At 69.3% G+C, this 24,767-nt stretch carries 25 protein-coding genes; 7 read left to right on the forward strand and 18 right to left on the reverse strand.

Annotated features, from left to right (window positions below; translation table 11 throughout):
• Nucleotides 1-162: 162 nt before the first annotated feature.
• The 3 genes from ACX9MO_RS10775 to dapD form a co-directional block, all read right to left on the reverse strand.
• Nucleotides 163-543: a hypothetical protein gene (locus tag ACX9MO_RS10775; RefSeq protein ID WP_462211841.1), complete on the reverse strand. Its 381-nt coding sequence runs from the start codon at nucleotides 541-543 to the stop codon at nucleotides 163-165.
• A gap of 204 nt (nucleotides 544-747) precedes the next feature.
• Nucleotides 748-999, reverse strand: a complete 252-nt coding sequence (locus tag ACX9MO_RS10780) for a GlsB/YeaQ/YmgE family stress response membrane protein (protein ID WP_222493665.1) — start codon at nucleotides 997-999, stop codon at nucleotides 748-750.
• 203 nt (nucleotides 1,000-1,202) lie between these two features.
• A complete protein-coding gene (dapD, locus tag ACX9MO_RS10785; protein WP_222493750.1) occupies nucleotides 1,203-2,030 on the reverse strand; it encodes a 2,3,4,5-tetrahydropyridine-2,6-dicarboxylate N-succinyltransferase in 828 nt (275 codons plus the stop codon).
• Nucleotides 2,031-2,171: 141 nt separating this feature from the next.
• Between dapD and ACX9MO_RS10790 the strand changes: the two genes are divergently transcribed.
• The gene (locus ACX9MO_RS10790; protein WP_222493663.1) at nucleotides 2,172-3,017 is read left to right on the forward strand and encodes an LOG family protein; all 846 of its coding nucleotides are present in this window, start codon (nucleotides 2,172-2,174) and stop codon (nucleotides 3,015-3,017) included.
• A 134-nt stretch (nucleotides 3,018-3,151) separates the two neighbouring features.
• Here the strand turns inward: ACX9MO_RS10790 and lpxK are convergent, their stop codons facing one another.
• The 5 genes from lpxK to ACX9MO_RS10815 all read right to left on the reverse strand — a co-directional run bounded on the left by lpxK (nucleotide 3,152) and on the right by ACX9MO_RS10815 (nucleotide 8,097).
• Entirely contained in the window at nucleotides 3,152-4,150 is a 999-nt protein-coding gene (gene lpxK, locus ACX9MO_RS10795) for a tetraacyldisaccharide 4'-kinase (RefSeq protein ID WP_462211842.1), read from the reverse strand.
• On the reverse strand, nucleotides 4,150-5,367 hold the full coding sequence (locus ACX9MO_RS10800; protein ID WP_222493659.1) for a 3-deoxy-D-manno-octulosonic acid transferase: 1,218 nt from the start codon (nucleotides 5,365-5,367) through the stop codon (nucleotides 4,150-4,152). Before ACX9MO_RS10800 ends, lpxK begins: the two co-directional genes overlap by 1 nt.
• Before the next feature lie 6 nt (nucleotides 5,368-5,373).
• Nucleotides 5,374-5,619, reverse strand: a complete 246-nt coding sequence (locus ACX9MO_RS10805; protein WP_224819129.1) for a DUF4170 domain-containing protein — start codon at nucleotides 5,617-5,619, stop codon at nucleotides 5,374-5,376.
• A 344-nt stretch (nucleotides 5,620-5,963) separates the two neighbouring features.
• Nucleotides 5,964-6,764: an inositol monophosphatase family protein gene (locus ACX9MO_RS10810; protein WP_222493657.1), complete on the reverse strand. Its 801-nt coding sequence runs from the start codon at nucleotides 6,762-6,764 to the stop codon at nucleotides 5,964-5,966.
• Nucleotides 6,751-8,097: a TldD/PmbA family protein gene (locus ACX9MO_RS10815; RefSeq protein WP_462211843.1), complete on the reverse strand. Its 1,347-nt coding sequence runs from the start codon at nucleotides 8,095-8,097 to the stop codon at nucleotides 6,751-6,753. The genes ACX9MO_RS10810 and ACX9MO_RS10815 overlap by 14 nt, the downstream gene beginning before the upstream one ends.
• Nucleotides 8,098-8,768: 671 nt before the next feature.
• Between ACX9MO_RS10815 and ACX9MO_RS10820 the strand changes: the two genes are divergently transcribed.
• Nucleotides 8,769-9,524, forward strand: coding sequence for an SDR family oxidoreductase (locus ACX9MO_RS10820; protein ID WP_462211844.1), 756 nt, complete (start codon nucleotides 8,769-8,771; stop codon nucleotides 9,522-9,524).
• A complete protein-coding gene (locus tag ACX9MO_RS10825) occupies nucleotides 9,521-10,126 on the forward strand; it encodes an enoyl-CoA hydratase/isomerase family protein (RefSeq protein ID WP_462211845.1) in 606 nt (201 codons plus the stop codon). Before ACX9MO_RS10820 ends, ACX9MO_RS10825 begins: the two co-directional genes overlap by 4 nt.
• On the opposite strand, the gene ACX9MO_RS10830 is transcribed toward ACX9MO_RS10825, so the two are convergent.
• Nucleotides 10,123-10,434, reverse strand: a complete 312-nt coding sequence (locus ACX9MO_RS10830; RefSeq protein WP_222493653.1) for an HNH endonuclease — start codon at nucleotides 10,432-10,434, stop codon at nucleotides 10,123-10,125. The genes ACX9MO_RS10825 and ACX9MO_RS10830 overlap by 4 nt on opposite strands.
• A 37-nt stretch (nucleotides 10,435-10,471) precedes the next feature.
• Here ACX9MO_RS10830 and ACX9MO_RS10835 point away from each other — a divergent pair, with 37 nt between their 5' ends.
• Nucleotides 10,472-11,632 carry a TIGR03862 family flavoprotein gene (locus ACX9MO_RS10835; RefSeq protein ID WP_462211846.1) on the forward strand — a complete coding sequence of 387 codons (1,161 nt, stop codon included), beginning with the start codon at nucleotides 10,472-10,474 and terminating at the stop codon, nucleotides 11,630-11,632.
• 313 nt (nucleotides 11,633-11,945) lie between these two features.
• Here the strand turns inward: ACX9MO_RS10835 and ACX9MO_RS10840 are convergent, their stop codons facing one another.
• The 4 genes from ACX9MO_RS10840 to leuS all read right to left on the reverse strand — a co-directional run bounded on the left by ACX9MO_RS10840 (nucleotide 11,946) and on the right by leuS (nucleotide 16,735).
• Nucleotides 11,946-12,554: a glutathione S-transferase family protein gene (locus tag ACX9MO_RS10840; RefSeq protein WP_222493650.1), complete on the reverse strand. Its 609-nt coding sequence runs from the start codon at nucleotides 12,552-12,554 to the stop codon at nucleotides 11,946-11,948.
• Between the two features lie 93 nt (nucleotides 12,555-12,647).
• On the reverse strand, nucleotides 12,648-13,673 hold the full coding sequence (holA, locus tag ACX9MO_RS10845; RefSeq protein WP_462211847.1) for a DNA polymerase III subunit delta: 1,026 nt from the start codon (nucleotides 13,671-13,673) through the stop codon (nucleotides 12,648-12,650).
• A gap of 4 nt (nucleotides 13,674-13,677) precedes the next feature.
• Nucleotides 13,678-14,202 (reverse strand): twin-arginine translocation signal domain-containing protein, encoded by a 525-nt coding sequence (locus ACX9MO_RS10850; RefSeq protein ID WP_222493646.1) that lies wholly within the window; start codon nucleotides 14,200-14,202, stop codon nucleotides 13,678-13,680.
• Nucleotides 14,189-16,735: a leucine--tRNA ligase gene (gene leuS / locus ACX9MO_RS10855; RefSeq protein WP_462211848.1), complete on the reverse strand. Its 2,547-nt coding sequence runs from the start codon at nucleotides 16,733-16,735 to the stop codon at nucleotides 14,189-14,191. The genes ACX9MO_RS10850 and leuS overlap by 14 nt, the downstream gene beginning before the upstream one ends.
• A 163-nt stretch (nucleotides 16,736-16,898) precedes the next feature.
• Between leuS and ACX9MO_RS10860 the strand changes: the two genes are divergently transcribed.
• Nucleotides 16,899-18,143 carry a glycosyltransferase gene (locus ACX9MO_RS10860; protein ID WP_462211849.1) on the forward strand — a complete coding sequence of 415 codons (1,245 nt, stop codon included), beginning with the start codon at nucleotides 16,899-16,901 and terminating at the stop codon, nucleotides 18,141-18,143.
• Between the two features lie 77 nt (nucleotides 18,144-18,220).
• Here the strand turns inward: ACX9MO_RS10860 and ACX9MO_RS10865 are convergent, their stop codons facing one another.
• On the reverse strand, nucleotides 18,221-18,712 hold the full coding sequence (locus tag ACX9MO_RS10865; protein WP_222493640.1) for a DUF3576 domain-containing protein: 492 nt from the start codon (nucleotides 18,710-18,712) through the stop codon (nucleotides 18,221-18,223).
• Nucleotides 18,713-19,300: 588 nt separating this feature from the next.
• On the opposite strand from ACX9MO_RS10865, the gene ACX9MO_RS10870 reads away from it, so the two are divergent.
• Entirely contained in the window at nucleotides 19,301-20,173 is an 873-nt protein-coding gene (locus ACX9MO_RS10870) for a porin (RefSeq protein WP_462211850.1), read from the forward strand.
• A 185-nt stretch (nucleotides 20,174-20,358) separates the two neighbouring features.
• Entirely contained in the window at nucleotides 20,359-21,006 is a 648-nt protein-coding gene (locus tag ACX9MO_RS10875) for a YggS family pyridoxal phosphate-dependent enzyme (RefSeq protein WP_462211851.1), read from the forward strand.
• A gap of 48 nt (nucleotides 21,007-21,054) precedes the next feature.
• Here ACX9MO_RS10875 and ACX9MO_RS10880 read toward each other — a convergent pair whose 3' ends face one another.
• The 4 genes from ACX9MO_RS10880 to ACX9MO_RS10895 form a co-directional block, all read right to left on the reverse strand.
• Nucleotides 21,055-21,801, reverse strand: coding sequence for a gamma-glutamyl-gamma-aminobutyrate hydrolase family protein (locus ACX9MO_RS10880; protein ID WP_222493634.1), 747 nt, complete (start codon nucleotides 21,799-21,801; stop codon nucleotides 21,055-21,057).
• Complete coding sequence (locus tag ACX9MO_RS10885) at nucleotides 21,798-22,778, reverse strand: amidoligase family protein (RefSeq protein ID WP_462211852.1); 981 nt, start codon at nucleotides 22,776-22,778, stop codon at nucleotides 21,798-21,800. The genes ACX9MO_RS10880 and ACX9MO_RS10885 overlap by 4 nt, the downstream gene beginning before the upstream one ends.
• A gap of 61 nt (nucleotides 22,779-22,839) precedes the next feature.
• Entirely contained in the window at nucleotides 22,840-24,027 is a 1,188-nt protein-coding gene (gene rlmN / locus ACX9MO_RS10890; protein WP_222493630.1) for a dual-specificity RNA methyltransferase RlmN, read from the reverse strand.
• Between the two features lie 171 nt (nucleotides 24,028-24,198).
• Complete coding sequence (locus ACX9MO_RS10895) at nucleotides 24,199-24,726, reverse strand: invasion associated locus B family protein (RefSeq protein WP_222493628.1); 528 nt, start codon at nucleotides 24,724-24,726, stop codon at nucleotides 24,199-24,201.
• Between the last annotated feature and the right edge of the window lie 41 nt (nucleotides 24,727-24,767).

A 24,767-nucleotide genomic window follows, 5' to 3' on the forward strand; every position in this document is an offset into this window, starting at 1 on the left:
TGTGGGGCCGTTTGGGGCCCCTTGCCGGGACGTCTCTCGGGCGCGGTTCAACAGATGGCGTGGACTGTCAGGGGCCAGGTGACGCCGTCAGGCCCTGCCGGAGAGGCGGACCCGGGCAATGCGTCCGGGAGGGGGCGGCCAGAGGGCAGGGACGCCGGGCGCTCAGTTCGGCGCCTCGTCCTCGTCCTCCATCGATTCCTCGCCGTGGTAGAAGGGCGTCATCTGCGCCACGATCACCGCGTTCTCGTCCAGCGCGCGCTGCATCAACTCACGCTCGTCCGCGTCGATCTCGTGATTCTGCGCGATCCGGTCGTCGAGCGTGCCATAGCCGGTGACGTCGAGCGGGTTCAGGTCGGCCTGTTTCAGCACCGCCACCGTTTCGCGCACCGCCTCGGCCTCGTCCACGCCGGAGGCATAGCAGAGCAGCCCGGCGCCAGTGGCCTTCTCCGGCAGCCCGTCGCCGTCGCGGCGGCCGACCTGCACCAGCAGCGTATAGACCTGCTGACGGGAGGGCTTCTTGGGTTTCTTGGTCTCGCCGGACATTCTTTTACCCTCTTTTCCCATGACTGGACCCCGCAAAGGCGGGGCCGGGAGTGGCTGTCTTCCGGAGGTCTCAGAATTGCGGGCGGCTGTAAAGGGGGCGGGCAGGGCGGAACGCGAAAACGGGACGCCGTGGGGCGCCCCGCTTCGTGTCTTGTGTCGAGCTTTGAGGCGGGGCCCCGGGCTCCGCGGAGGCTCAGGCCCCTCTCAGGCCCTGCGCAGCATCCGGTACCCGGCGATCAGCAGGCAGGCGCCGATGATCCCGATGATCAGCTGGCCGACAATGCCGCCGAGGGTGCTGCCGACGATGGCGAGCAACAGGAAGTTCAGCACCACCGCGCCGATGATCCCCAGCACGATATTGGTCAGCAGCCCGTGATCGGCCCGCATCAGTTTCTCTGCGATCCAGCCCGCGAGGGCGCCGACGATGATGGCGGCAATCCAGCCCAGTCCTTGCATCTCGTATCCTTTCCGTTTGGTTGCCGGGACAACGGGGAAAGGGGGCGTCAGGTTCCCGCAGGTGTGCGTCGGCCAGCACAAGGCCCGCCATGCAGCCCCATCGCGCAAGGCCCGAGGGCCCACGAAAAAGGGGCCCACGAAAAAGGGGCGCGGCCTGCGCCACGCCCCTGTCGATACTGTCTGCGATACGCTTCGCGACGCGATCAGTCGCGCAGCAGCTCGTTCACGCCGGTCTTGGAGCGGGTCCGCTCGTCCACGCGCTTCACGATGACGGCGCAGTAGAGGTTCACGCCGTTCTTCGAGGGCATGGTGCCCGCGACGACCACCGAGTAGGGCGGCACTTCGCCGTAGGAGACGGTGCCGGTCTCGCGGTCGACGATCTTGGTCGACTGGCCGAGGAACACGCCCATGCCGAGGACCGAGCCCTCGCGCACGATCACGCCTTCGGCCACTTCCGAGCGCGCGCCGACAAAGCAGTTGTCCTCGATGATGACGGGGCCGGCCTGCAGGGGCTCCAGCACGCCGCCGATGCCCGCGCCGCCCGAGATGTGGCAGTTCTTGCCGATCTGCGCGCAGGAGCCGACGGTGGCCCAGGTGTCGACCATGGTGCCGCTGTCGACATAGGCGCCGAGGTTCACGAAGGAGGGCATCAGCACCGCGCCGGGCGCGATGTAAGCCGATTTGCGCACGACGCAGTTGGGCACGGCGCGGAAGCCCGCGGCCTTCCACTGGTTGTCGCCCCAGCCCTTGAACTTGCTGTCGACCTTGTCCCACCAGCCGGAGCCCTGCGGGCCGCCGTCCTGCAGTTCCATGTCCTTGATCCGGAAGCCGAGGAGCACGGCCTTCTTGGCCCACTGGTTCACCTGCCAGTTGCCGTCGGCCTGCTTCTCGGCCACGCGGAGCTGACCGCTGTCGAGCGCGTTCAGCGTGTCCTCGATGGCCTCGCGGGTTTCGCCGGTGGTGGCGGAGGTGATCGTGTCGCGCGCGTCCCACGCGGCTTCGATGGCGGTTTCCAGACCCTTGGTATCCATGGTGCTCCTCGTCTGCATGTCTTTTGCTTGGCGACGGTCATAGCAGATCGGGGGAAGGGTGCAATTGCGCAGGGGAAAGCAGGTGGAACTGGCCGAGCGTCCCGCGCCGGGCTAGGTTGAAGGCAAAGAAGGAGAGAGCGGATGAGTGACGACCGCCACAGCCGGTTCCGTGATGCCGGTTCCGACTACGAGGCCGCGCAGGAGGCACGCGGCACCGAGCAGACCCGGAGCCCGTCCTACCGGCTGGCCTATGCCGACGAGGACTTCCTGCTGCGCGACGAATTGCGCCCCGTGCGCCTGCAGCTGGAACTGCTCAAGCCCCAGATGATCCTCGACGAGCGCAAGGTGGAATCGACCATCGTGCTCTTCGGAGGGGCCCGCATCCCGCGCCCCGAGAAGGCCGGCGAGGCCCGGACCCCGCGGCTGGCGGAACTCTCGGGCCAGTACGAGGAGGCGCGCCGCTTTGCCCGCATGGTGACGGAACGCTCGCTGGCGGGCGGCTGCCAGCATGACGTGATCTGCACCGGCGGCGGACCGGGCGTGATGGAGGCCGGCAACCGCGGCGCGGCCGAGGCGGGGGGCTGTTCCATCGGCCTCTCCATCGTGCTGCCGCACGAGCAGGAGCCGAACGAATACGTGACGCCCGAGCTGACGTTCAACTTCCACTACTTCGCCATCCGCAAGATGCATTTCCTGATGCGCGCCAAGGCGATCTGCGTCTTCCCCGGCGGCTTCGGCACGCTGGACGAACTCTTCGAGAGCCTCGTGCTGATCCAGACCGGGCGGATGGAACAGGTGCCGGTGCTGCTCTTCGGGCGCTCCTTCTGGGAAGAGGTGGTGAACTGGCAGGCGCTGGCCGATGCGGGCACGATCTCGCAGGAGGATCTCAAGCTCTTCCGCTTCGTCGAGACCGCCGAGGAGGCGCTGGAGGCGATGGACAATTGGGACGGTGCCGGGACCAAGCGGTCGCGCATTCCGGGCCGCTGATTTGGCCGCCGGTTGAGCCTCAGATTCAGACGTTGCCGCGACCGGTGAATGCGCCGCAGCGGGGCACCCTGCCGGGGCGCTGACGGCGGCCCCCTGGTAGTACCTGCCGCCCGGCCTGCCTCGCGGCGGGCAGGTCAGCCGGCGGCGAAGATCCGGTCGAGCGCGGCCTCCAGCGCAGTGTCATCCGCGAGGCTGAGCCGCACCGGAAGCGACAGCACCTGCGACCGCATGGCCGGGGGCAGGCGCACGGCATCCTTCTCGGTCGTCACCATCTGCGCCCCGAGGCGGGCAGCGTCCCGTTCCAGCCGGGTCAGCAGCGCGGACCCGAAGGCCTGATGATCGCCAAGCGCATGGGTCGCCACGAGATCGGCGCCGAGCGCGCGCAGCGTGGCAAAGAACTTCTCGGGATGGCCGATGCCCGCAAAGGCGAGGACGCGCTGCCCGGCCCAGTCCATGCCGGTCTCCAGCGGGGCGAGGGCGCCGGTCAGGTGCGGCAGGGCAATGCTGTCGCCCCAGGCCCGGGCAAAGCTCTCCTGCGCGGCATCGGGCCCGATCGACAGCAGCAGGTCGGCGCGGGCCAGGCCCTTGGTCACCGGCTCCCGCAGGGGGCCTGCCGGCAGGCAGCGCCCGTTGCCGAAGCCGCGCGCCGCATCCACCACGATGAGCGAGAGGTCCTTGTGCAGGGTCGGGTTCTGGAACCCGTCGTCCAGCACGATGGCCTGCGCGCCCTCTGCCACGGCGGCGGCGGCACCCGCGGCGCGGTCCCTCGCGATCCACGTGGGGGCGAAGGCGGCCAGCAGCTGCGGCTCGTCGCCGGTCTCTGCCGCGCTGTGGCGCTGCAGGTCGACCTGCACCGGCCCTTCTAGGGTGCCGCCATGGCCGCGGCTGACCGCATGGGCGCGGATGCCGCGGGCCTGCAGGCGCATCAGCATGTCGATGGCCGTCGGGGTCTTGCCGGTGCCGCCCGCGTTGAGGTTGCCGATGCAGATCACCGGCACGCCCGGGGCGATGCCGGGCCCCTGCGCCAGGCGGCGCGCCGTCGCCCCGGCATAGAGCTGTCCCAGCGGCGCCAGCAGGCGGGCGCGCCAGTCGGGCCGTGCGGGCGGGGTGAACCAGAATCGCGGTGCGTGCATCATGCCTCCGGCCGCAGGTCCATCAGGTCCTGCACCAGGTCGAGGACCCGGTCAGTGACTTCGGCGCCCTCGGTGGCCACGGTCCAGGCCGCATGGGCCATGGCCGCGGCCCGGTCGGGCGCGGTGAGCTGCGAGACGGCGGCCGAGAGCGTGTCGGCGTCGCGCACGATACGCGCGCCCATAGCCTGCGCCAGGCGGGAATAGGCGTCGAGGTGACGGCTGACATTGGGGCCGTAGAGGATGGCGGAGCCGAGCGCCGCCGGCTCGAACGGGTTGCGCCCGCCGTGGCCCGGCGTCAGCGAGGAGCCCATGAAGGTGATCGGCGCCAGCCGGTACCAGAGCCCCATCTCGCCCCGGGTGTCGGCCAGCAGGATCTGGGTGTCCTCGCGCAGCACGTCGCCCTCGGACCAGACCCCGAGGCGCCAGCCCTCGCGCCGCAGCTGTGCCGCCAGCGCCGGTCCCTCGTCCTCGTCGTCGGGCACGACGATCAGCAGCAGGCGGTGGGCATAGCGGTTGGCCTGCCGGTGGGCGCGGGTCACGGTTTCCAGCTCGTCCGGCTGGATGCGGGCGGCCAGCCAGACCGGCCGGGTGCCCAGTTCACGCGCCAGCGACTCGCGTTCGCCCATGTCGCAGGGCAGGGCGGTGCCGCCCTCCAGCATCGGGCCGGTGATCGCGATCCGCGCCGGATCGACGCCGAGCCGGCGCAGCCGCCGCGCAGCCCCCTCCGAGGCGGTCAGCATGGCATGGAACGGCGCCATGACCGAGCGGCCCATGGCGGGAAGCCAGCGCCAGCGAAGCTCGTCGAAGGCATCTTCCTCCGCATCCACGAGGATCAGCGGCAGGCCGGTCTTGCCGGCATGGGTGATCAGCGCTGGCCGCAGGTGGCCACTGGTCCAGAGCCCGACACTGGGGCGCCAGTGGCTCAGGAAGCGGGTGATCGCCTCGGTGTTCTCGGGCGGGGCGGGGGCCCAGATCAGCCCGGGTTTGAGCCGGGCCGGGGGCCGGATGCCCTCGGCCGCGGTAAGGACCATCGAGAGGTCCGGGCGCTGTGCGATCAGGCGCTGGCCGAGTTCCGCGAGCGCGGGCAGGCTGCGCCCGCGGGCGGCATGGCCCCAGATGACAGGCCCCTCGGGCCGGTCAGGACCGGGATCGTAGCCCTCGCGGAGGCCACGCCCCGCCAGCGCCATGTAGGCAGCCAGACTGACGGAGCGGCTCATGCTGGATCAGTTACCCAGCTCTTCGGTCGAAGAGGCAGCCATCTCCTCGTCGCGCAGCCGGTGCAGGTGGGCGATGTAGTAGCGGGTGTGGGCGTCGTCGACCGTGCGCTGTGCCTCGGCCTTCCAGGCGTCGTAGGCGGCGGCGTAGTTCGGGTACATGCCGACGATGTGGAGGTTCTCGACGTCCTTGAAGACGTTCTTCGACGGGTCGACGAGTTCGCCCCCGAAAACCAGATGCAGGCGTTGGGTCATGGCACTTCCTTTCCGGCAGAGTAGGCGCAGTCCGCGCGGGGCTGGCCCGGGATCAAGCGATCTGCGGCCTCCCCGCCCGCGTGGCGCTTCTGGCGCCAAAATATCCGTCCGGGCCGGGGGCGCAAGGCACGCCGAGGCCTTCACAGGCGAGAGGCGCGGGATTCTTGGGAAATTTCCCGTGCGCTGCCGTTGCGGCAGGGTGTGAAACAGGGGGCGGACGTCCTTTGCCCCGGACGCTGAAAATTCTTCGAAGAATTTTCCCAAGAAGTTTCGAAAATTCTTGGCTGCGGGCCAGTGGCGTCTCGCGCCCCGGCGCCGTCCGCCAGGCGTCAGCCAGTGACCGATCAGGGCGTCAGCGCCGACAGGAGGGCGGCGTGCAGGCCGGGGGCGGAGGCCACGACGCCCTTCACCTGCGGATGCGGATTGTTGAAGCGCAGCGTGCCTCCGCGCCGGTCCGAGGTGGTGGCGCCGGCTTCGCGCAGGATCAGGTCGCCCGCGGCGATGTCCCATTCCCAGCTGTCGCGCAGCGTGAGCATCGCATCGAAGCGTCCCTCGGCCACCAGCGACAGCCGGTAGGCCAACGAGGGCCGGTAGTGGCGGATCAACTGCGGCACGGCCCCGCGCCAGTGCTGCGGATCCCAGGCCGGTTTCGCGGCCAGCAGCGTGGCCCCGTCCAGCGAGTCGCGCTCCGAGGCGCGCATCGGCCGGTTGTTGATCCGCGCACCCTGGCCCCGGGCGGCGGCATAGAGCTTGCCCTTCACCGGCAGGTAGACGACGGCGGCCACCACCTCGCCACGCTCCGCCACGGCCAGCGAATGCGCCCAGGAGCCGGAGCCCTCGATGAAGCTGCGGGTGCCGTCGATCGGATCGACGATGAAGACGCGGTCGCGGTGCAGCCGCGCCTCGCTGTCGGTGCTCTCTTCCGAGAGCCAGCCGTAGTCGGGACGCGCCCCGCGCAGCTCGCGCTCCAGCATCTCGTTCACGGCCATGTCGGCCTCGGTCACGGGGCCGAGGTTGCCGGGCTTGTCCCAGGCCCGCGCCGTGGGGCCGGTGTATTGCAGGGCCACCCGGCCTGCCTCCCGCGCGGCCTCGGCCAGCAGGGTCAGGTCGGCGAGATCCCGGGCGGTGGGGTCAGGTGCCTGCAATCGTCAGCCCCTCGACCAGCAGCGAGGGCACGACCCGCGACAGGTGCGCCCGCGCGTCGTTCGCAGGCACGATCCGCTTGAGCATGTCGCGCAGGTTGCCTGCGATGGTGCATTCCTGCACCGGGTAGGCGATCTCGCCGTTCTCGATCCAGAAGCCAGAGGCGCCGCGGGAATATTCGCCCGTGTTGGCGTTGATGGTGGAGCCGATCATCGAGGTCACCAGCAGCCCGGTGCCCATCTGCCGGATCAGCTCCTCGCGGGTCACGCTGCCCTGGGTCAGTTCCAAGTTCCACGTGCTGGGCGAGGGTGGGGCCGAGAGGCCACGCGCCGCGTTGCCCGTGGAGGACAGGCCCAGCTTGCGCGCCGTGGCCAGATCGAGCGTCCAGCCGGTCAGGCGGCCGTTCTCGACGATGGTGCGCCGGGCCGTGGGCAGCCCCTCGGCATCGAAGGGGCGCGAACCGGAGGTCCGCTTGCGCAGCGGGTCTTCCACCAGCGACAGGCTCTCCGGCAGCACAACCTCCCCGAGCGCATCGCGCAGGAAGGAGGCGCCGCGGGCGATGGCCTGTCCGTTCACGGCGCCCAGCAGATGGGCGATGAGCGAGCCCGCGATGCGCTCGTCGTAGAGCACCGGGTAGCGGCCCGTGGCGGGACGGCGGGCGTTCAGCATGGCGGCGGCGCGTTCACCGGCGCTGCGGCCGATGTCCTCGGGGCTGCGCAGGTCGGACTGGATCAGCCGCCCGTCGCCGTCCCCGTCGCGCTGCATACCCGCGCCGTCTCCCGCGATGGCCGAGCAGTAGAGCGAGCGCTGCGTGCGGCTGTAGCCCCCGGCGAACCCGTTGGTGGCGGCGATGAAAATCTCGGTCCGGCCATAGCCTGCGGAGGCACTGTCGATCTTGGTGACGCCCGCGACTTCCATGGCGGCGGCCTCGGCCCGGGCGGCGTCATCCTGAAGGGTTTCGGGCGCGGGCTCGGGCGCATCATCGGCCAGTTCGAGGCCTTCGGCGTCGCGCCGGGCGGACAGCTGGTCGGGATCGGCGAGGCCGACATAGGGGTCCTCGGGGGCTTCCTTCGCCATGGCGACGGCACGGGTGGCCATGGCCTCCAGCGTGTCGGGGCGCGTGTCCGAGGCCGAGACGCAGGCCTGCCGCTGGCCGATCAGGACGCGCAGGCCGATTTCGGTGGCTTCCGACCGTTCGGCATGTTCCAGCGTACCGCCCCGCATGTCGACGGCGAGAGCGGTGCCGGACCGCGCCATGGCGTCGGCGGCATCGGCGCCCGCGGCCTTGGCCGCGGCGAGGAGGGCCTGCGTGAGATCGGAAAGCGCTTGCGTCATAGGGGGGTCCTTTCGGCCTTGCGGCATTGATTTCCCCTACCGGATGCGCGGTGGACGGGCAAGGGAGGGGCGTCCCGCGGCGCTGCGTCTCTGGGGCGGTGCTGTGGGAGTGTGCCGTGAGAGCGGGCAGGGGGGCGGTTCCGGGCAGGAGGGGGGTGGCGCGCGGTTTGCTTGCTGGATGGCTGGTAAATGCCCCGGCGCGCCCCTTGCCTCTGGATGAACCTTAGGCGCCATCCTCTCGACATGTCCCGCCCGGCCGATAGGCCGGGCAGCGCCGACCCGCCCCCCGTCGCCATTGGGGCTCGAACCAATGGCGCACCAATGGCGACCGGCGCTATTGCGCCACCCCGTGGGCCGGCGCTGCCCTGCGTGGGTGCCGGATAGGGGCATGGAAGGGACCTGTCGGGTGCGCGCCATCCAAGGCCGTGGCGCCCGGCTGCCCGCCGGGCAGATGCGCGTGAGTGGCGTGTGCGGACGCAGGTCAAGCGACGTGACGGCGAACCGTCAGACCCATCCGCGTCCTCTTTCCCGCTCAGACCCTCCCTCGCCCCCGCGTTGCAGCGCCCTTGATCATCCGGCGCGTCGCCACATCCCCCTCGCCGCCCGGGCTCTGGACCCTACCTTCTCTCCAAGCTACCAAAGACCCGATCCGCAGCGCGAAGGAGGAGCAGATGACGCAGTTCGAAGGCAAGGTCGTGATGATCACCGGTGCGAGCCGTGGCATCGGCGAGGCCGCCGCCCGGCTCTTTGCCGAGGCCGGCGCCAAGGTTGCCCTGCTGGCCCGCGGCCGGGACGAGATCGCCCGGATCGCCGGCGAGATCGGCCCCGATGCCATCGCCGTGCCCTGCGACATCTCGCGTTACTGGGAGGTCGAGGCCGCGGTGAACGCCTGCCTGCAGGCCTTCGGCAAGCTCGACATCCTGATCAACAACGCCGGGGCCCTGAAGCCCATCGCGCCGCTGATCGAGGCCGACCCCGAGGAATGGGGCCACGTTCTCGACGTGAACACCAAGGGCGTCTTCAACGGGATGCGCGCGGCGATGCCGGTGATGCTGGCGCAGGGCGGCGGCACGGTGATCACCATCAGTTCCGGCGCGGCCCACCGCCCGCTGGAAGGCTGGAGCGCCTATTGCACCTCCAAGGCGGGCACGGCGATGCTGACCCGCGCGGCGCACCTCGAAAACGCGGACAAGGGCCTGCGCATCATGGGCCTCTCGCCCGGCACGGTGGCGACGCAGATGCAGCGCGACATCAAGGCCAGCGGCGTGAACCCGGTGAGTCAGCTCGACTGGGAGGATCACGTGCCCCCCGAGTGGCCCGCCAAGACGCTGATGTGGATGTGCACCCCCGCCGCCGATGGTTACCTCGGCGAGGAGATCAGCCTGCGGGAGGAGGAGGTCCGCCGCACCGTGGGGCTCATCGCATGATCCGCCTTGAGAAGGACGGCGGCTTCTGGACCCTGACCATCGACCGGCCGGAGAAGGCAAACTCCCTCACGCGGGAGATGCTGACCGAGTTGGCGGATATCGCCACCGCGGCGGCCGAGGCACAGGTGCTGGTGATCACCGGAACGGGCAAGGTCTTCTCCGCAGGCGCCGACCTCGACGAGGCCCGTGCGGGGCTGGCGACCGATCCGGTCTGGGAGCGTCTCTCGGGTGGGGTGGCGGCGCTGCCCGGCCTCACCATCGCGGCGCTGAACGGCACGCTGGCGGGCGGGGCCATGGGGATGGCGCTGGCCTGCGACCTGCGCCTCGCGGTGCCGGGGGCGAAAGTCTTCTACCCCGCGATCAAGCTCGGCTTCCTGCCGCAGCCCTCGGACCCGGTCCGCATGGCGCAGCTGATCGGGCCTGCGCGGACCAAACTGATCCTCATGGGCGCGCAGAAGCTGACGGCGGAGGAGGCCTATGCCTTCGGGCTGATCGACCGGATCGTCGAGGGTGACGTTCTGGCGGCGGCGCGGGAGATGTCCGCGGACGTGCTGGCCGCCGATCCGAAGGTCACGGCCGGGATCAAGGCCCTGTGCCGCTAACGGCGCCCCCTCCGCGGGCCGGCCGTGCGGGCGTGAAACTCCGGCGGGCGCCTGGCGATCCAGCGCAGGAACCCCTGCAGATCGGGGTGGGCGCGCAGCGCCTCGGGCGTGTTCAGATCGCGGGCCAGTTCGGCCTCGGTGAAGGTCTTGTGGATCGTCGTGTGACAGATCTGGTGCAGCAGCACCTTGGGCCCGTGGGTGCCGCCCTTCAGCCGCGGCACGAGGTGATGCAGGCTCTGGCGCGCCTGCGGCGGAATGGGCCGCAGGCAGAGCGGGCAGATCGGGCTGGCGTCGCTGTCCTCCGTCATGGGGCTAATCTGGCCGAGGGGCCGGGAAAGGCAAGACGTGGCTGAGATCTGGGTGATCGGTGCGGGCCCCGCGGGGCTGATGGCGGCAGAGGCCGCGGCGGGGCAGGGCCATCGGGTCGTGCTGGCCGAGGCGATGCCCTCGCCTGCGCGCAAGTTCCTGATGGCCGGCAAGTCCGGGCTGAACCTGACCAAGGACGAACCCTTCGACCGGGTCCTCGCAGCCTATGGCGGGGCGGCGCCCGTGCTGCGCCCGATGCTGGAGGCCTTCGGTCCGCGCGACGTGCAGGACTGGGCCGACGGGCTGGGACAGGCGCTCTTCACCGGCTCCACCGGGCGGGTCTTCCCGAAGGTGATGAAGGCCTCGCCGCTGCTGCGGGCCTGGCTTGCGCGGCTCGACGGGCTGGGGGTGGTGCTGCACCGGCGCTGGCGCTGGACCGGCTGGGGCGACAGCCCGCGCGCCCTGCGCTTCGACACGCCCGAGGGGCCGCGGGAGGTGACGCCCGACGCGGTGGTGCTGGCCTGCGGCGGGGCCAGCTGGGCGCGGCTCGGCTCCGACGGGGGCTGGGCGGCGTGGACCGGGCCGGTGGCGCCCTTCCAGCCGGCGAACTGCGGTTTCCTCGTGGACTGGACCGAGAAGATGGCACCCCAGTTCGGCCGCCCGGTGAAGGCCGTGGCGCTGCGCGCCGGGGACCGGGTGAGCCGTGGCGAATTCGTGATCTCGGCCCGGGGCATCGAGGGCGGGGCGGTCTATGCCCTGGCCGACCGTCTGAGGGAGGGCGTGCCGTTGCTGCTGGACCTCGCGCCCGACCTGGGCCTCGAGGAGGTGCGGGCCCGGCTGTCACGCCGCAGGCGCGGGGATTCACTGGCCAGCCACCTGCGCAAGGCGCTGAAGTTCGACCCGGCGAAACGGGCGCTTCTGATGGAATGCGCACGTCCCCTGTCGGAGGACGTGGCGGGCGCGATCAAGGCGCTGCCCCTGCCGCTCGCGGGTCCGCGGCCGATGGACGAGGCGATCTCCGTCGCGGGCGGGCTGCGGTTCGAGGGGCTGGATGCGGAGCTTGGCGTCGTGGCGCGGCCGGGCGTCTTTGCCTGCGGCGAGATGCTGGACTGGGAGGCCCCTACCGGAGGCTACCTGCTGACCGCCTGCCTTGCGACCGGTCGCTGGGCCGGCCTTGCCGCAGCGCGCGCCTGCGCCTGAGGCCCAGTCCGGAAAATGCACATTTTCCGGTCCGTTTTCTTCGAAGAAAACGGGCAGGGCCGAGGGGCTGCAGGTCGTTCCGGCCGGGCGCGGAAAATTCTTCAAAGAATTTTCCCAACAATTTTCGAAGATTCTTGGGTGGGTGCCGGGGCCTGTGCGCTTGGGGACATGCTGGAGGGGGGCTGTCTGCCCCCCCGCCGCTGGCGCGGCCCCCCCGAGGATATTTCTGCAACGGAAATGAAGGGCCCCGGCGCGCGATGTGGCGGGGCCTTCTTTATCGGGGCGGTGCTTAGGCGGGGGGAGGCGGCGCTGGTCAGGCGGCCTGGGCCGTCTTTTCCGAGGTGACCGCGCGCTTGTAGCCGGGGCGGGCGCGCAGGCGGGCGGCATAGGCGGCCAGCGGCGCGGGCGGTTCCGGGAAGCGGGCGGCGGCGGCCCAGTTCAGGCAATGCAGTGCCAGGATGTCGGGCACGGTCATCTCCTCGCCCGCGAGGTAGGGCTGATCCGCGAGGCGCGTGGCGAGGCTGGTGAGGTTCTTCTCGTACTCCCATCGCAGCGCGGGCTTGATGTCGGGCACGCGGCGCTCCTCGGGCAGGATGAAGGTATGGCGGGCGGCGGTCCAGATCAGCGCTTCGATCTCGTCCAGCACCTGGTGGGTCAGCGCGTCCTGCCGGGCGCGGGCCAGCGTGCCTGCCGGATGGGTCAGGCCGCCGTGGCGATCCGCGAGATAGGTCAGGATTGCGACGGAATCCGTCACCGGCTCGTCATCCACCAGAAGGATCGGCACCTTGCCGAGGGGCGAGAGGGCACAGACCGCGGCGGAGCGCGGCTGTTCGATCTGGCGGGTGTAGGGCTGCTCCAGTTCCTCCAGCGCCCACAGGACGCGGAAGGTGCGGTTCATCGGGCTGCCGATCAGCGTGTACATGTCTGTCCTCCTCCTCGGGCACGGCTCCTCCACCGGCCCATGGCGTCAGCAGAGCCGAAAAGCGGCAGCGCGTAAAGGGGAGGCGGATGAGCCCTAGCGGCGCGCCAGCATGGAGAGCCGGATCAGCGCACGCTCCACGAGGGCCTGCTGCGGGGCGCTCTGCCCGGCGGAGCGCAGGGCGAGGTCGGTGTCCGTGAGCAGGGTGATCGCCTGTTCCAGGCGCTGCGGGTCCCAGCCCTGTGCCTGTCGCAGCACCTTGTCGCGGCGCGGTCCGAAGACCGGCGGGCGCAGCCGGCCGATGCCCTCCTGCGGGCCGCCGGGCGCGGAGGAGACGGTGTAGAGCGTGCGGAAATGGCGCATCGCCCCGATGCAGAGCGTCACCGGCGCCACGCCCTGACCCTGCAGGCGGCGCAGCACCATGCCGAGGTCCCTGGCGCGGCCCTCGGCCACCACGTCGAGCGCATCGTCGAGGGCCGCCTCGATCGAGCGCGGGGCGACCTCGGCGATGTCCTGCGCGGTGACCGGCGTATCGTCGCGGAACTTGTAGAGCGCGAGCTTCTCCAGCGTCTGGCGGAAGTCGCCGGGATCGAGCGTCTTGGCGAGGTCGGAAAGATCGCGCAACGCCTCGGGCGGCAGGGTCTTGAGGCCCGCGCGCTTCAGGTCGGCCTCGATCTCCTCCTGCGTGGGCGGGTTGTCGTAGATCGCGGCGCAATAGGCCGAGCGGTGGTTCTCGAAGGCCTTGCGGATCTTGGAGGTGGGCTTCAGCTGGCCGGCGGTGATCACGATCTGCGCGTCGCCGGGGCGCCAGTCCTCCAGCGCGGTGAGGATCGCGGGGGCGGCGGTCTCGTTCGCCTCTTCCACGAAGGCCACGCGCGGGCCGGGGAAGAACCCCTGCGCCTTGATCGCGTCGATAAGCTGCGCCGGGTCCTTGCGCAGGTCGCCGCCCTGCATCCGGGTTAGGCGCATCTCGGCCTCGCCCTCGTGGCCGATCAGGGCCGCGATGACCTCCTGCCGCTTCAGGGCCACGCGCATGGCGTCGGGCCCGTAGATCAGCAGGCCCGTGGCCTCGGGATCGGGCCGGGCGAAGTAGCGCGGGGCGTCGCGAGGCGAGAGTTTCATCGGCTCAGACCGCCGACGGGTCGGCGGGTAAATCGGGGGCGATGGCGTAGAGCCGGGTGGCGATCCGGTCGGCGAGGATGGTCATCAGCCGTTCGCGGGCGTCCATTGCGGCGGATTGCGTCGCCACGGTGGAGCCGGTGGCGGAATAGCCGGTGAAGCTGGAGACCTCGCCCGAGGTGATCACGTCCCCCGTGGCCACGGCCGTCAGGGTGAACATGGCCGCGCCGGTCACGTTGATCCGGGTCGCGATGTTCGAATCGGTGATCGCCATGCGCTCCTCGTCTACCCGCAGGGTCAGGTCGAGGAAATAATCCGGGTTGCCCGACCGGCCGAAGAGCGTCTCAAGGTGGCTGACGACGTCATAGGCGTCGCCGTCGCGCGGCGCCTCGATCTGCATCCGGTTCACCAGCCGGGTGGCCCCGCCCTGCGGCGCATAGGCGGGGGTGAAGCCGCAGGCGGCAAGGCCGCCCACGGATGCGCCCGCGGCTGCGAGCAGGGTCAGAAACCGGCGTCGGTCAGACAACGACATTCACGATCCGTCCGGGGACGACGATGATCTTCTTGGGCTGGGCCCCGTCCAGCGTCCGGATCACAGCTTTGCTGGACATCGCCAGCTTTTCAACCTCGTCCTTCGGCATGTCGCGCGGCACGGTGATTTCGCCCCGGCGCTTGCCGTTCACCTGGATCGGCAGGGTGACCGTGTCCTCGACCAGCATCGCCTCGTCGGCCTGCGGCCAGGGCGCGTCTGCGATCAGGCCCTCGCCGCCCAGCAGGGACCAGACCTCTTCCGCGAGGTGCGGGGTCATCGGCGACATCAGCTGGGCCAGAACCAGCGCCGCCTCGCGCTTGGCCGCGCCCCCGGCCTTGGACTTGCCGAGCGCGTTTGTGAAGGCATAGAGCCGCGCGATGGAGGCGTTGAAGCCGAAGCTCTCGATCCCCAGCGTCACGTCGCGCACGGCCTTGTGCATCTCGCGCAGCAGGGCCTCGTCCTCGGTCGCATCCGCAGGCGCCGCAGCGTCGATCTCGGCCGCGATGCGGTAGACCCGCGAGAGGTGCCGGTGCGCAGCCTCGGCGCCGGCGGCGGTCCATTCCACGTCCCGTTCCGGCGGGCTGTCGGAGAGCACGAACCAGCGCGCGGTATCCGCGCCGTAGGCAGAGATGATCGAGACGGGGTCGACCACGTTCTTCTTCGACTTCGACATCTTGGCCGAGGGGATGATCTCCACCTCGGTGCCATCGGCCAGCTTGCCGTCGGTCACATCCTCGGGGAAGTGATAGACGGGGCGGTCGTTGGCGTCCTTGGTCTGGTAGATCTCATGGGTCACCATGCCCTGCGTGAAGAGCGCGTTGAACGGCTCCTGCGCGGTGGAGGGCAGGTGCCCGCAGATGTGCATCGCCCGGGCGAAGAAGCGCGAGTAGAGCAGGTGCAGGATCGCGTGCTCGATGCCGCCGATGTACTGGTCGACGTTCATCCAGTAGGCGGCCTCGGTCATGTCGATGGGCACATCGGCGCGCGGCGAGGTGAAGCGCGCGTAGTACCACGAGCTGTCCACGAAGGTGTCCATCGTGTCGGTCTCGCGACGGGCGGGCTTGCCGCAGGTCGGGCAGCTGCAGTCGCGCCACGTCGGGTGCCGGTCCAGCGGGTTGCCGGGCGTGTCGAAGGTGACATCGTCGGGCAGCCTGATCGGCAGGTTTTCCTTCTTCTCGGGCACGACGCCGCAGTCGGCGCAATGCACGACCGGGATCGGGCAGCCCCAGTAGCGCTGACGGGACAGGCCCCAGTCGCGCAGGCGGAACTTGGTCACGCCGCGGCCCACGCCGTTGGCCTCGCAGAAGTCGATGGCGGCATCGACGCCCTGTTCGCCGGTCTGGATTTCTTCGCCCGCGAAGCCGCGCACGTAGCGGACCTTCTCGGACTTCAGCGGCACGAAGGCCTCGCCCGCCGGATACTCGCCCTCGACCGGTTCGAAGGTGGTGACGATGGGCAGCTCGTACTTCGAGGCGAACTCGTAGTCGCGCGGGTCATGGGCCGGGCAGCCGAAGATCGCGCCCGTGCCGTAGTCCATCAGGATGAAGTTCGCGATGTAGACCGGAAGTTCCCATGCGTTGTCAAAGGGATGGCGGGCCTTGAGGCCGGTGTCATAGCCCAGCTTCTCGGCGGTCTCGATCGCCTCTTCGGTGGTGCCGCCCTTGCGGCATTCCTCGCAGAAGGCGGCGATCTTCTCGTCCTTCGCGGCCAGTTCCTTGGCCAGCGGGTGATCGGCCGAGATGCCGACGAAGGAGGCGCCCAGCAGGGTGTCGGGGCGGGTGGTATAGACCTCGACCCGGTCATGGCCGAGCTCTTCCTCGCCCTCGACGAGGCCGAAGGAGAATTGCAGGCCGCGCGACTTGCCGATCCAGTTGGCCTGCATCAGCTTGACCTTGGCGGGCCAGTCGTCGAGCCCGTCGAGCGCCTCGAGCAGGTCCTCGGAGAAGTCGGAGATCTTGAAGAACCACTGGGTCAGCTCGCGCCGTTCGACCAGTGCGCCCGAGCGCCAGCCGCGCCCGTTCTCGACCTGCTCGTTCGCCAGCACGGTCATGTCGACCGGATCCCAGTTCACCACGGCGTTCTTGCGGTAGACGAGGCCCTTGTCGAGGAAGTCGAGGAAGAGCGCCTGCTGCTGGCCGTAGTACTCCGGATCGCAGGTGGCGAATTCACGCGACCAGTCGATCGACAGGCCCAGCGGCTTCATCTGGCCGCGCATGTCGGCGATGTTGTTGTAGGTCCACTCCTTGGGGTGACCGCCCGAGGCCATTGCGGCGTTCTCGGCGGGCATCCCGAAGGCGTCCCAGCCCATCGGGTGCAGCACGTTGTGCCCGGTGGAGGACTTGTAGCGCGCCACGACGTCGCCCATCGTGTAGTTGCGCACGTGGCCCATGTGGATGCGCCCCGACGGGTAGGGGAACATCTCGAGCACGTAGTACTTCGGTTTGTCCTGCGCCACTTCGGCGCGGAAGATGCCGGCCTTGTCCCAGGCCTCTTGCCACTTGGCTTCGATTTCGGCGGCGGAATAGCGCGACATGCGGCGTCCCCTGCGGTTTGAATGCTTGGGAGGCGTGATATGCGCCCGCGCCGGGCGGGTCCAGAGGATATCCCGTGGAATTGCGGCATTGGCGGGTCTTCCCCGGCGGTCTCGGACCGGTATAACGGGGACCAGAGGCAGGAACGGTGCAAGGGCGGGCAGAATGAAGATATTGGTGATCCACCAGAACTTTCCGGGGCAGTACAAGCATCTCGCCCCGGCCCTGGTGCGGGCCGGCCACGAGGTGACGGCGCTCACGCTGCGGGTCGAGAAGCCGGTGGTCTGGAACGGCGTGCGGGTCATTCCCTACAAGATCGGGACGAAGGCGAAGCAGCAGACCCACCCCTGGGTGCTGGATTTCGACAGCAAGGTGACCCGGGGCGAGGCCTGTTTCCGCGCGGCCCGTGCCCTGCGCGAGACCGGCTATACGCCCGATGTGATCCTCGCCCATCCCGGCTGGGGCGAGTCGATGTTCCTCAAGGACGTCTGGCCCGGCGCGCGACTGGGGCTCTACTGCGAGCTCTATCACCTGGCCGAGTATCCGCACACGCAGTTCGATCCCGAGTTCACCAGCAAGGACCCCGAGGCGGACAAGCTGCGCCTGCGCCTGAAGAACCTGAACAATCACCTGCAGTTTCCCTTTGCCGATGCAGGCATCAGCCCGACCGCCTTCCAGGCGGATACCTTCCCGCCGGAATTCCGCGACAAGATCAGCGTGATCCATGACGGTATCGACACCGATGCCCTTCAGCCCCGACCGAGCGCGACCTTTACCCTGCCGGGGGGCCGCGTGCTGAGCCGCGAGGACGAGGTGATCACCTTCGTGAACCGCAACCTCGAACCCTACCGCGGCTACCATGTCTTCATGCGGGCCCTGCCGGAGCTTCTGCGGCGGCGCCCGGGGGCAGAGATCCTCGTGGTCGGCGGCGACGGCGTGAGCTACGGCGCGCAGCCCCCCGCGGGCAAGACGTGGAAGCAGATCTACATCGACGAGGTCCGCGGGCAGATTTCCGATGCCGACTGGGCCCGGGTGCATTTCCTCGGCCGCATTCCCTATGACCGGTTCGTCGCGATGTTGCAGCTCAGCCGGGCGCATATCTACCTGACTTATCCCTTCGTGCTCAGCTGGTCGATGCTCGAGACGATGAGCGTCGGTGGCGCCCTCGTGGCCAGTGCGACCGCGCCGGTGCAGGAGGTCCTGACCGACGGCGAGACCGGGCTGCTGGTCGATTTCTTCGACGGTGCCGGGCTGGTGGACCGGGTGGAGGAGCTGCTGGAGGACGAAGGCCTGCGCCAGAGGCTCGGGGCAGCGGCGCGCGAGGTGGTCGTGGGCGGCTATGACCTCAAGCGGCATGGCCTGCCGCGGCAGATGGACTGGGTGGCCACATTGGCCGGGCATCCGCTCTGAACCCGGGCGGGGAGACGGCATGAAAAAGGCGCCCTGCGGGGCGCCTTGTCATGTCCGGAGCGGCGTGGTGCGCCGGCTCACCGTTTGCCGTCGGCCACGCGCAGCTGGCGGGCGCGGGTCAGGATCGCATCCTCGACCGCACGCTGCGTGGAGGTGGCGACCTGCCGACCGGAGCGATCCATCAGTGCCACGTGCAGCGAGCGCGCCTCGAGAGCCGGGTCGCTGACGAGGATCGTCGCGCGGTAGGCCTGACCGCCGCCCGGGGGCACGCCATAGCCGGTGGTGATCACCCCTGTGAAGGGGTCGACGGACTCGACCGGCAGGAAGCTCAGCACGTCGAGGGAGGCATTCCAGAGGTAGCGATTGACCGCCACGGTGGTGCCGTCGTCGCGCTGCCGGAAGAGATCCCAGATGGTGCTGCCGCCCAGACCTTCGGGGTTGGCGCCGGTGGTGCGGATCCGCTCCATGGTCGCGTCATTCTCCGCGGTCGGGGCGCTGCCAACGCCGCAGCCGGTCAGGAAAATCGTGGCCGTCAGGCCCAGAACAGCGGTGGTGCGCGTCAGGTTCATGCGAGGATCCCGTTCCAGTCGTCTGCACCGATGTACCGAAGCCGGGAACGCGGGGCAAGCGCCTTTCCCCCGCCGCCGCGGGCCCTGAACCAGCCGTGACCGCTGCTGCGCCGCAGGGGGAGTGGCCGATCCCGAAACCTGTGCCGGCGCCCCGGCTACTATAGACTCGCTCCATGCGATCCGGGCGGCGGGACAGCTTGCCTGCCCAGTCAGGCAGGGCACCCGGCCCGGGTGGACGCCAGCCGGGGCCCTCCCGGCCAGCCTTGGGCGGGTCCTCTTCGCCCGTCGATCCGGGCCGGGCGGGCGCGGGCCGCATCGGTGCGCCGCGCCACATGGCGTCCGCATCCTGCCGCCTGCCCTGCCTGATCCTCGCGGCGGCTGCCGTTGCATCTGTCCGCCCGTCTGACCCAGAGCAGGCCGTCGCTGGCCGGGGGCTGCGGAAACTGTGGCACCTTTGCACCAATTGCGGCGCCGGTTTGTCCCCCCCTCGGCGGCAGACTTGCAATGAAAGGGTGAAAAGAGCGAAAGACGCTGCATACCCAATCCGGATTCTCCGATTGGGGCACTCTGAGAAACCGAGGGAAACACATGAAAAAGATTCTCTTCGCGTCGACTGCCCTGGCCCTGACCGCCGGCGCCGCCGCAGCAGAAACCAGCATCGCAGGCTATGGCCGTTTCGGTGTTGTCTACGACGAGTCGCGTGCTGACGAGACCTACATCGAGCAGCGCTTCCAGCTGACCTTCACCGGCACCACCACTGCCGACAACGGTCTGGTCTTCGGCGGCAAGATGCGTATCCGTTCGCAAGAATCGGGCGACGTGACCCTGGACTCGACCGCAAACGCGGCTCAGATGTTCATCAAGACCGGCGGCCTGACCCTGCAGGTTGGCAACGTTGACTGGGCATTCGATAACATGCCCGGCGCTTCGTTCAACACCACCATCGGTCTGCAGAACTTCGAAGGCCCGGCCGGCATCAGCGCGTACTCCTCGCGCGGTTCGTCGAACACCGGCGTTGCGCTGATCTACTCGATGGCTGGCTTCACCGGCCACATCTCCTACGACGTCAACACCGACGACGTGGACGGCGTGATCTCGTACGAAACCGGCGGCTACACCTTCGCTCTGGGCCTGTCGGACTACGACGACGCACTGGGCGCACCCGAGTGGATCCTGACTGCTGGCGGCACCGTCGGCATGTTTGACTTCTCGGCTGGCTACACCGGCTACGACGACTACGGCTTCTGGTCCGTGTACGGCGGCACCGACGTCGGCGCAGCAACCAAAGTCCGTGGCTTCCTGGGCTACGACGACGACGCAGAAGAGTGGGCATACGGCGCAGACGTTGCACACGACCTGGGCGGCGGCGCTGCTCTGAAGGCCGGCGTCTTCGACAAGTACAGCCGTTCGCTCGGCGACCGTTACACCGAGGCCGACCTCGGCGTGACCTTCAGCTTCTAATTCTTAGAAGCCGGGTTACTCGGTACAAGGGGGCGGTTCCGCAAGGAACCGCCCTTCTTCTTTTCCGCGCTCGGCCCTCTCCGCCGGCGTGCCGCCCGGACCCGCGTCCGGGTGTTTTCGTTTCCGGGTCTTTTCATTTCGGGCGCCATGTTGTTCCTTGGCGCAGAACTGCAAGAGGCCCGTCCATGTCCCTGTCCGAGATCCGCACCCGTATCGCCAAGGCCGAGGCCGACGCCGGCCGCCCCGCGGGCGATGTCACCCTGATCGCCGTGTCCAAGATGCAGCCCGACGACCGCGTCGAGGAGGTTCTGAAGGAAGGCCAGCGGGTCTTCGGCGAGAACCGCGTGCAGGAGGCCGCCGGCAAGTGGCCGATGTTCCGCGAGACCTACGACGGGATCGAGCTGCACATCATCGGCCCGCTCCAGACCAACAAGGCGCGGCAGGCGATGGAACTGGCGCAGGCGATCCATTCGGTGGACCGGCCCAAGCTGGCCACGACGCTGGCCCGTCTGGCGCAGGAGACCGGCAGCTGTCCCGAGCTCTACATCCAGGTGAACACCGGCGAGGAGCCGCAGAAGGCCGGCATCCTGCCCGCCGACGCCGATGCCTTCGTGGCGGAGTGCCGCGGGCTCGACCTGCCGGTGCAGGGCCTGATGTGCATCCCCCCGGTGGAGGAGGAGGCCGCGCTCCACTTCGCCCTGCTGGCCAAGATCGCCGAACGCAACGGGCTGGCCGGTCTCTCCATGGGAATGAGCGGCGATTTCGAGAAGGCGATCAGCTTCGGGGCCACCCATGTGCGCGTGGGCTCTGCCATCTTCGGCGCCCGCGACTGACATGGCACGCCGGGGCCTGACGCCCCGGACCGGCGCAATCGGACAGTCTCACAGCGGGCGCAGGGCCTCCGCCACGGCGTCGAGCTGCGCGCCCGGCTCGCCCTCGGGCGCGGCGCGGCCGGTGCGGGCGGCGGTCACCAGCGCGCGGAACAGCGCGCGCTGGCGATTGGCATAGAAGAGATGTTCCGGGTGCCATTGTACGCCCACGGCGAAGGGCGGCGCCGCCCGTTCGATGGCCTGGATCATCCCGCCCTCGTCCCGGGCCGCCACGCGCAGCCCTTCGCCGAGGCAATCCACCGCCTGCGTGTGCAGGGCGTTGACCTTCATCGGTGCCTCGCCCGCGATCAGCGACAGCTGCGTGTCGGGCTGTATCTGCACGCGCTTGCGGGGCAGGATGGTGCGGATGTGCCGGCTGTCCATGTAGCGGCCATAGGCGTCCTGTTCCAGCGTGCCGCCGAGGGCGACGTTCAGCATCTGGCTGCCCCGGCAGATGCCGAGCACCGGCTTGAACGCGGCCTGTGCCTCCTCGACCAGCCGCCGCTCCAGCGCATCGCGGGCGGCATCGAAACGGGCCGAGGCCACGAGGGCACCGCCGTAGAGATCGGGCGAGATATCGTCGCCGCCCCCGATGACGATCCCGTCCACGAGGCCCACGTGGGCGGGCCGTCCCGCACCCCAGCGGACCGCCTGACCGCCGGCCAGCCAGATGTTCAGCGCCACGAGCGGAAAGATCCGCCAGCCCGACCGGGCGGAGGTGGTGACCCCGATCAGGGGCCGCCCATCGGTTGAGGTCATCGCGGCAGCTCCAGCCCGCTTTCATGCAGCAGCGCACCGCAGCGCCGGGCCCAGTTCTGGCGGCTCAACGTGATCGGCCCGTGGCTGCCGAGCCACGCGTTCGCCAGCCGTTGGAGGAGGACCGTGTCCTCGGCGATCCGTTCCACCAGCAGCCAGCGGTTCCATTCATCCGCGAAGGACCAGCGCGGATCGTCGATCCGGCAATCGGGCAGGCGGAAGTGGAACGCGGGCCGTGCACCGGTGCCATGGTCCGGCCCCAGCGCCCGCTCCACCGTCTGCGGATCGCGCCACGCGAAGATCGGCAACATGTCGAGGCCGAAGTTCCGGCTCTGCAGATGCTCGAGGTAGGTGCCCTGCACCCTGTCGGGCGTGGCGTCCGGCCCGAGGCGGGCAAGGTCGGCCACCAGGCGGGTGGGATAGGGCGCGGTGAAGGGCAGCACCTTGCGGCTGTCGTCGATCGGCAGGGCGCGGCGCATCCAGTCCTCGATCAGCGCATAGGCCAGCAGCGGCCGGGTGATCCCCGCCGCATCCTCCGAGGCGATCTGGATATTCAGGTGCAGGCCGAAGCCATAGAAGACATGGGCCGAGGAGCCCTGCGCCCCCTCGCGGCGCATCGGGCCCCGCAGCGCGTCCAGCGCCTCCAGCCCGGCGAGGTCCAGCGGCTCGGTCACGATCTCGACCGGGATCACCTCGCGGCCCAGCTCCATGCCGGCGACCCGCACGGTGCGCGAGGCTGACTTGCGCAGGGCGGTGTCGAGATAGATCTCGATCTTGCCCAGCTTGGAGCCGGTGATTTCCCAGTCGGTCTCGTCGGTGCAGCGGGCCTTGCCACCCAGTTCGCGGGCCAGCAGGCGCGCGGTCTCACTCTCGGTCAGGCCGGTGAATTCGATCTCCACGCCGCAGAGGCGCGGATCGCCCTCCGGCGTCTGAGGCCGGGGAAGGGGGGTAAAGCGGTTCAGGGTCGTGCGCTCGGTCATCGGTGTCTCAACCTCGTGATCGTTGCGTCGGTTCCCTTTCTGACCGGTTTTGCCCGTTCTGTCAGCCCTGCGAGGCTTCCGCCTCGATCTGGGCGCGCGACTTGCGGGCGCGTTCCGTGGCCGATTTCAGCTGCCCGCAGGCGGCCATGATGTCCTCGCCCCGCGGGGTGCGGATCGGCGAGGCATAGCCCGCCTTGTGGACGATGTCGGCAAAGGCCTCGATCCGCGACCAGTCCGACCGCTCGTAGGGGGCGCCGGGCCATTCGTTGAAGGGGATCAGGTTGATCTTGGCCGGGATGCCCTTGATCAGGTTCACGAGGCGGCGCGCGTCGGCATCCGTGTCGTTCACGTCCTTCAGCATCACGTATTCGAACGTGATCCGCTCGCTGTTGGAAAGGCGCGGATATTCCTTCAGCGCGGCGATCAGCGTCTCGATGTTCCAGCGCTTGTTGATCGGCACCAGCTTGTTGCGCACCTCGTCGGTGGTCGCGTGGAAGGAGACCGCCAGCAGGCAGCCGATCTCTTCCGCGGTCTTCGCGATCTCGGGCACGACGCCGGAGGTCGACAGCGTGATGCGGCGGCGCGACAGGGCGATGCCCTCGCCATCCATGGCGATCTTCATCGCGTCGCGCACGTTGTCGAAGTTGTAGAGCGGCTCGCCCATGCCCATCAGCACGATGTTGGACAGCAGGCGGGTCTCGTCCTTCGGCTCGCCGGGCTTGGGCCATTCGTTCAGGTCGTCGCGCGCCAGCATGATCTGGCCCACGATTTCGCCCGCGGTCAGGTTGCGGACCAGCTTCTGGGTGCCGGTGTGGCAGAAGGAGCAGGTCAGCGTGCAGCCCACCTGCGAGGAAATGCACAGCGTGCCCCGGTCGCTTTCGGGGATATAGACCACCTCGACCTCATGACCGCCGGCGATCCGGACGAGGTACTTGCGCGTGCCATCGGCCGAGACCTGCTTCGACACTATCTCGGGCAGGTCGATGGTGAAGGTCTCCGCCAGCAGGGCGCGGTAATCCTTGGAGAGGTTCGTCATCTCCGCGAAGTCACGCACGCCCCAGTGATAGACCCACTGCCAGACCTGGTTGAGCCGCATCTTGATCTGCTTCTCGGGCGTGCCCGCCTCGATCAGGGCCGCGCGCATCGCGTCCCGCGTCAGGCCGACGAGGTTCAGCTTGCCGGTTTCGGGCAGCTTGCGCGGGATGGTCATCACATCCTGCGTGATGGGCGCGGTGGCGTCATTGGGCATCGGAAAGGTCCGGTCTGTCAGGCAGATATCAGGGCGATAGGGCATATAGGGCCCGTCGAAGCGCAGATAAATAGCGGATTCGCGGGCAAAAGGAAACAGCGCCGTTCGCGCGGCGCTGTCGGGGGCCGTGCTGGCCCGGTTTGCAGTGGCCGGGGCAAGCCCCGGGCCGGATCAGTTGGTGCAGCGTTTCTCGGCTTCTTCGACCATCGCGGTGAAGCCCAGAAGCGAGAAGGTGTCCTTGGTCGCGGTGCCGCGGCCCGAAACGCCGGTGACGACGGCAGAGGAGCCACGCTTCATCGCGGTCAGGATCTTGCTGTCCTCGGAGGGGGAGGCGGGCCAGGCCCACTCGCCCTCGGTGAAGAGCTCGAACTCGGTGCCGTCGACGTTCAGGTTCACGGTCGAGCCATCGCGGAACGGGTAGCCGCCGGTGAAGGTGATCTGGCCAGCCACTTCCGCGCCGGGGCGGAAGAAGGCCATCAGCAGGATGTCCCCGCGGCGCACCGAGACGGTCCGGCCGTCCTTGGTGTTCACCGTCTCCTTCGGCGCCGAAACGGCCCAGCATTCGCGGGGTTCGCTGCCTTCGAAGACACTCCAGTCCGTGCGCTCGGCGACTTGATTGTCGCTGACCTGCTGCGCAACTGCACCCGAAGCGGCCAGGGCGATGTAGCCGGCCACGGCGAACGCAATTCGTGATTTCATATGTCCAGCCTCCAAGCTGTCCTTGCCCCTGAGGGCGCCTC

It is taken from the genome of Pseudooceanicola profundus (assembly GCF_054919315.1).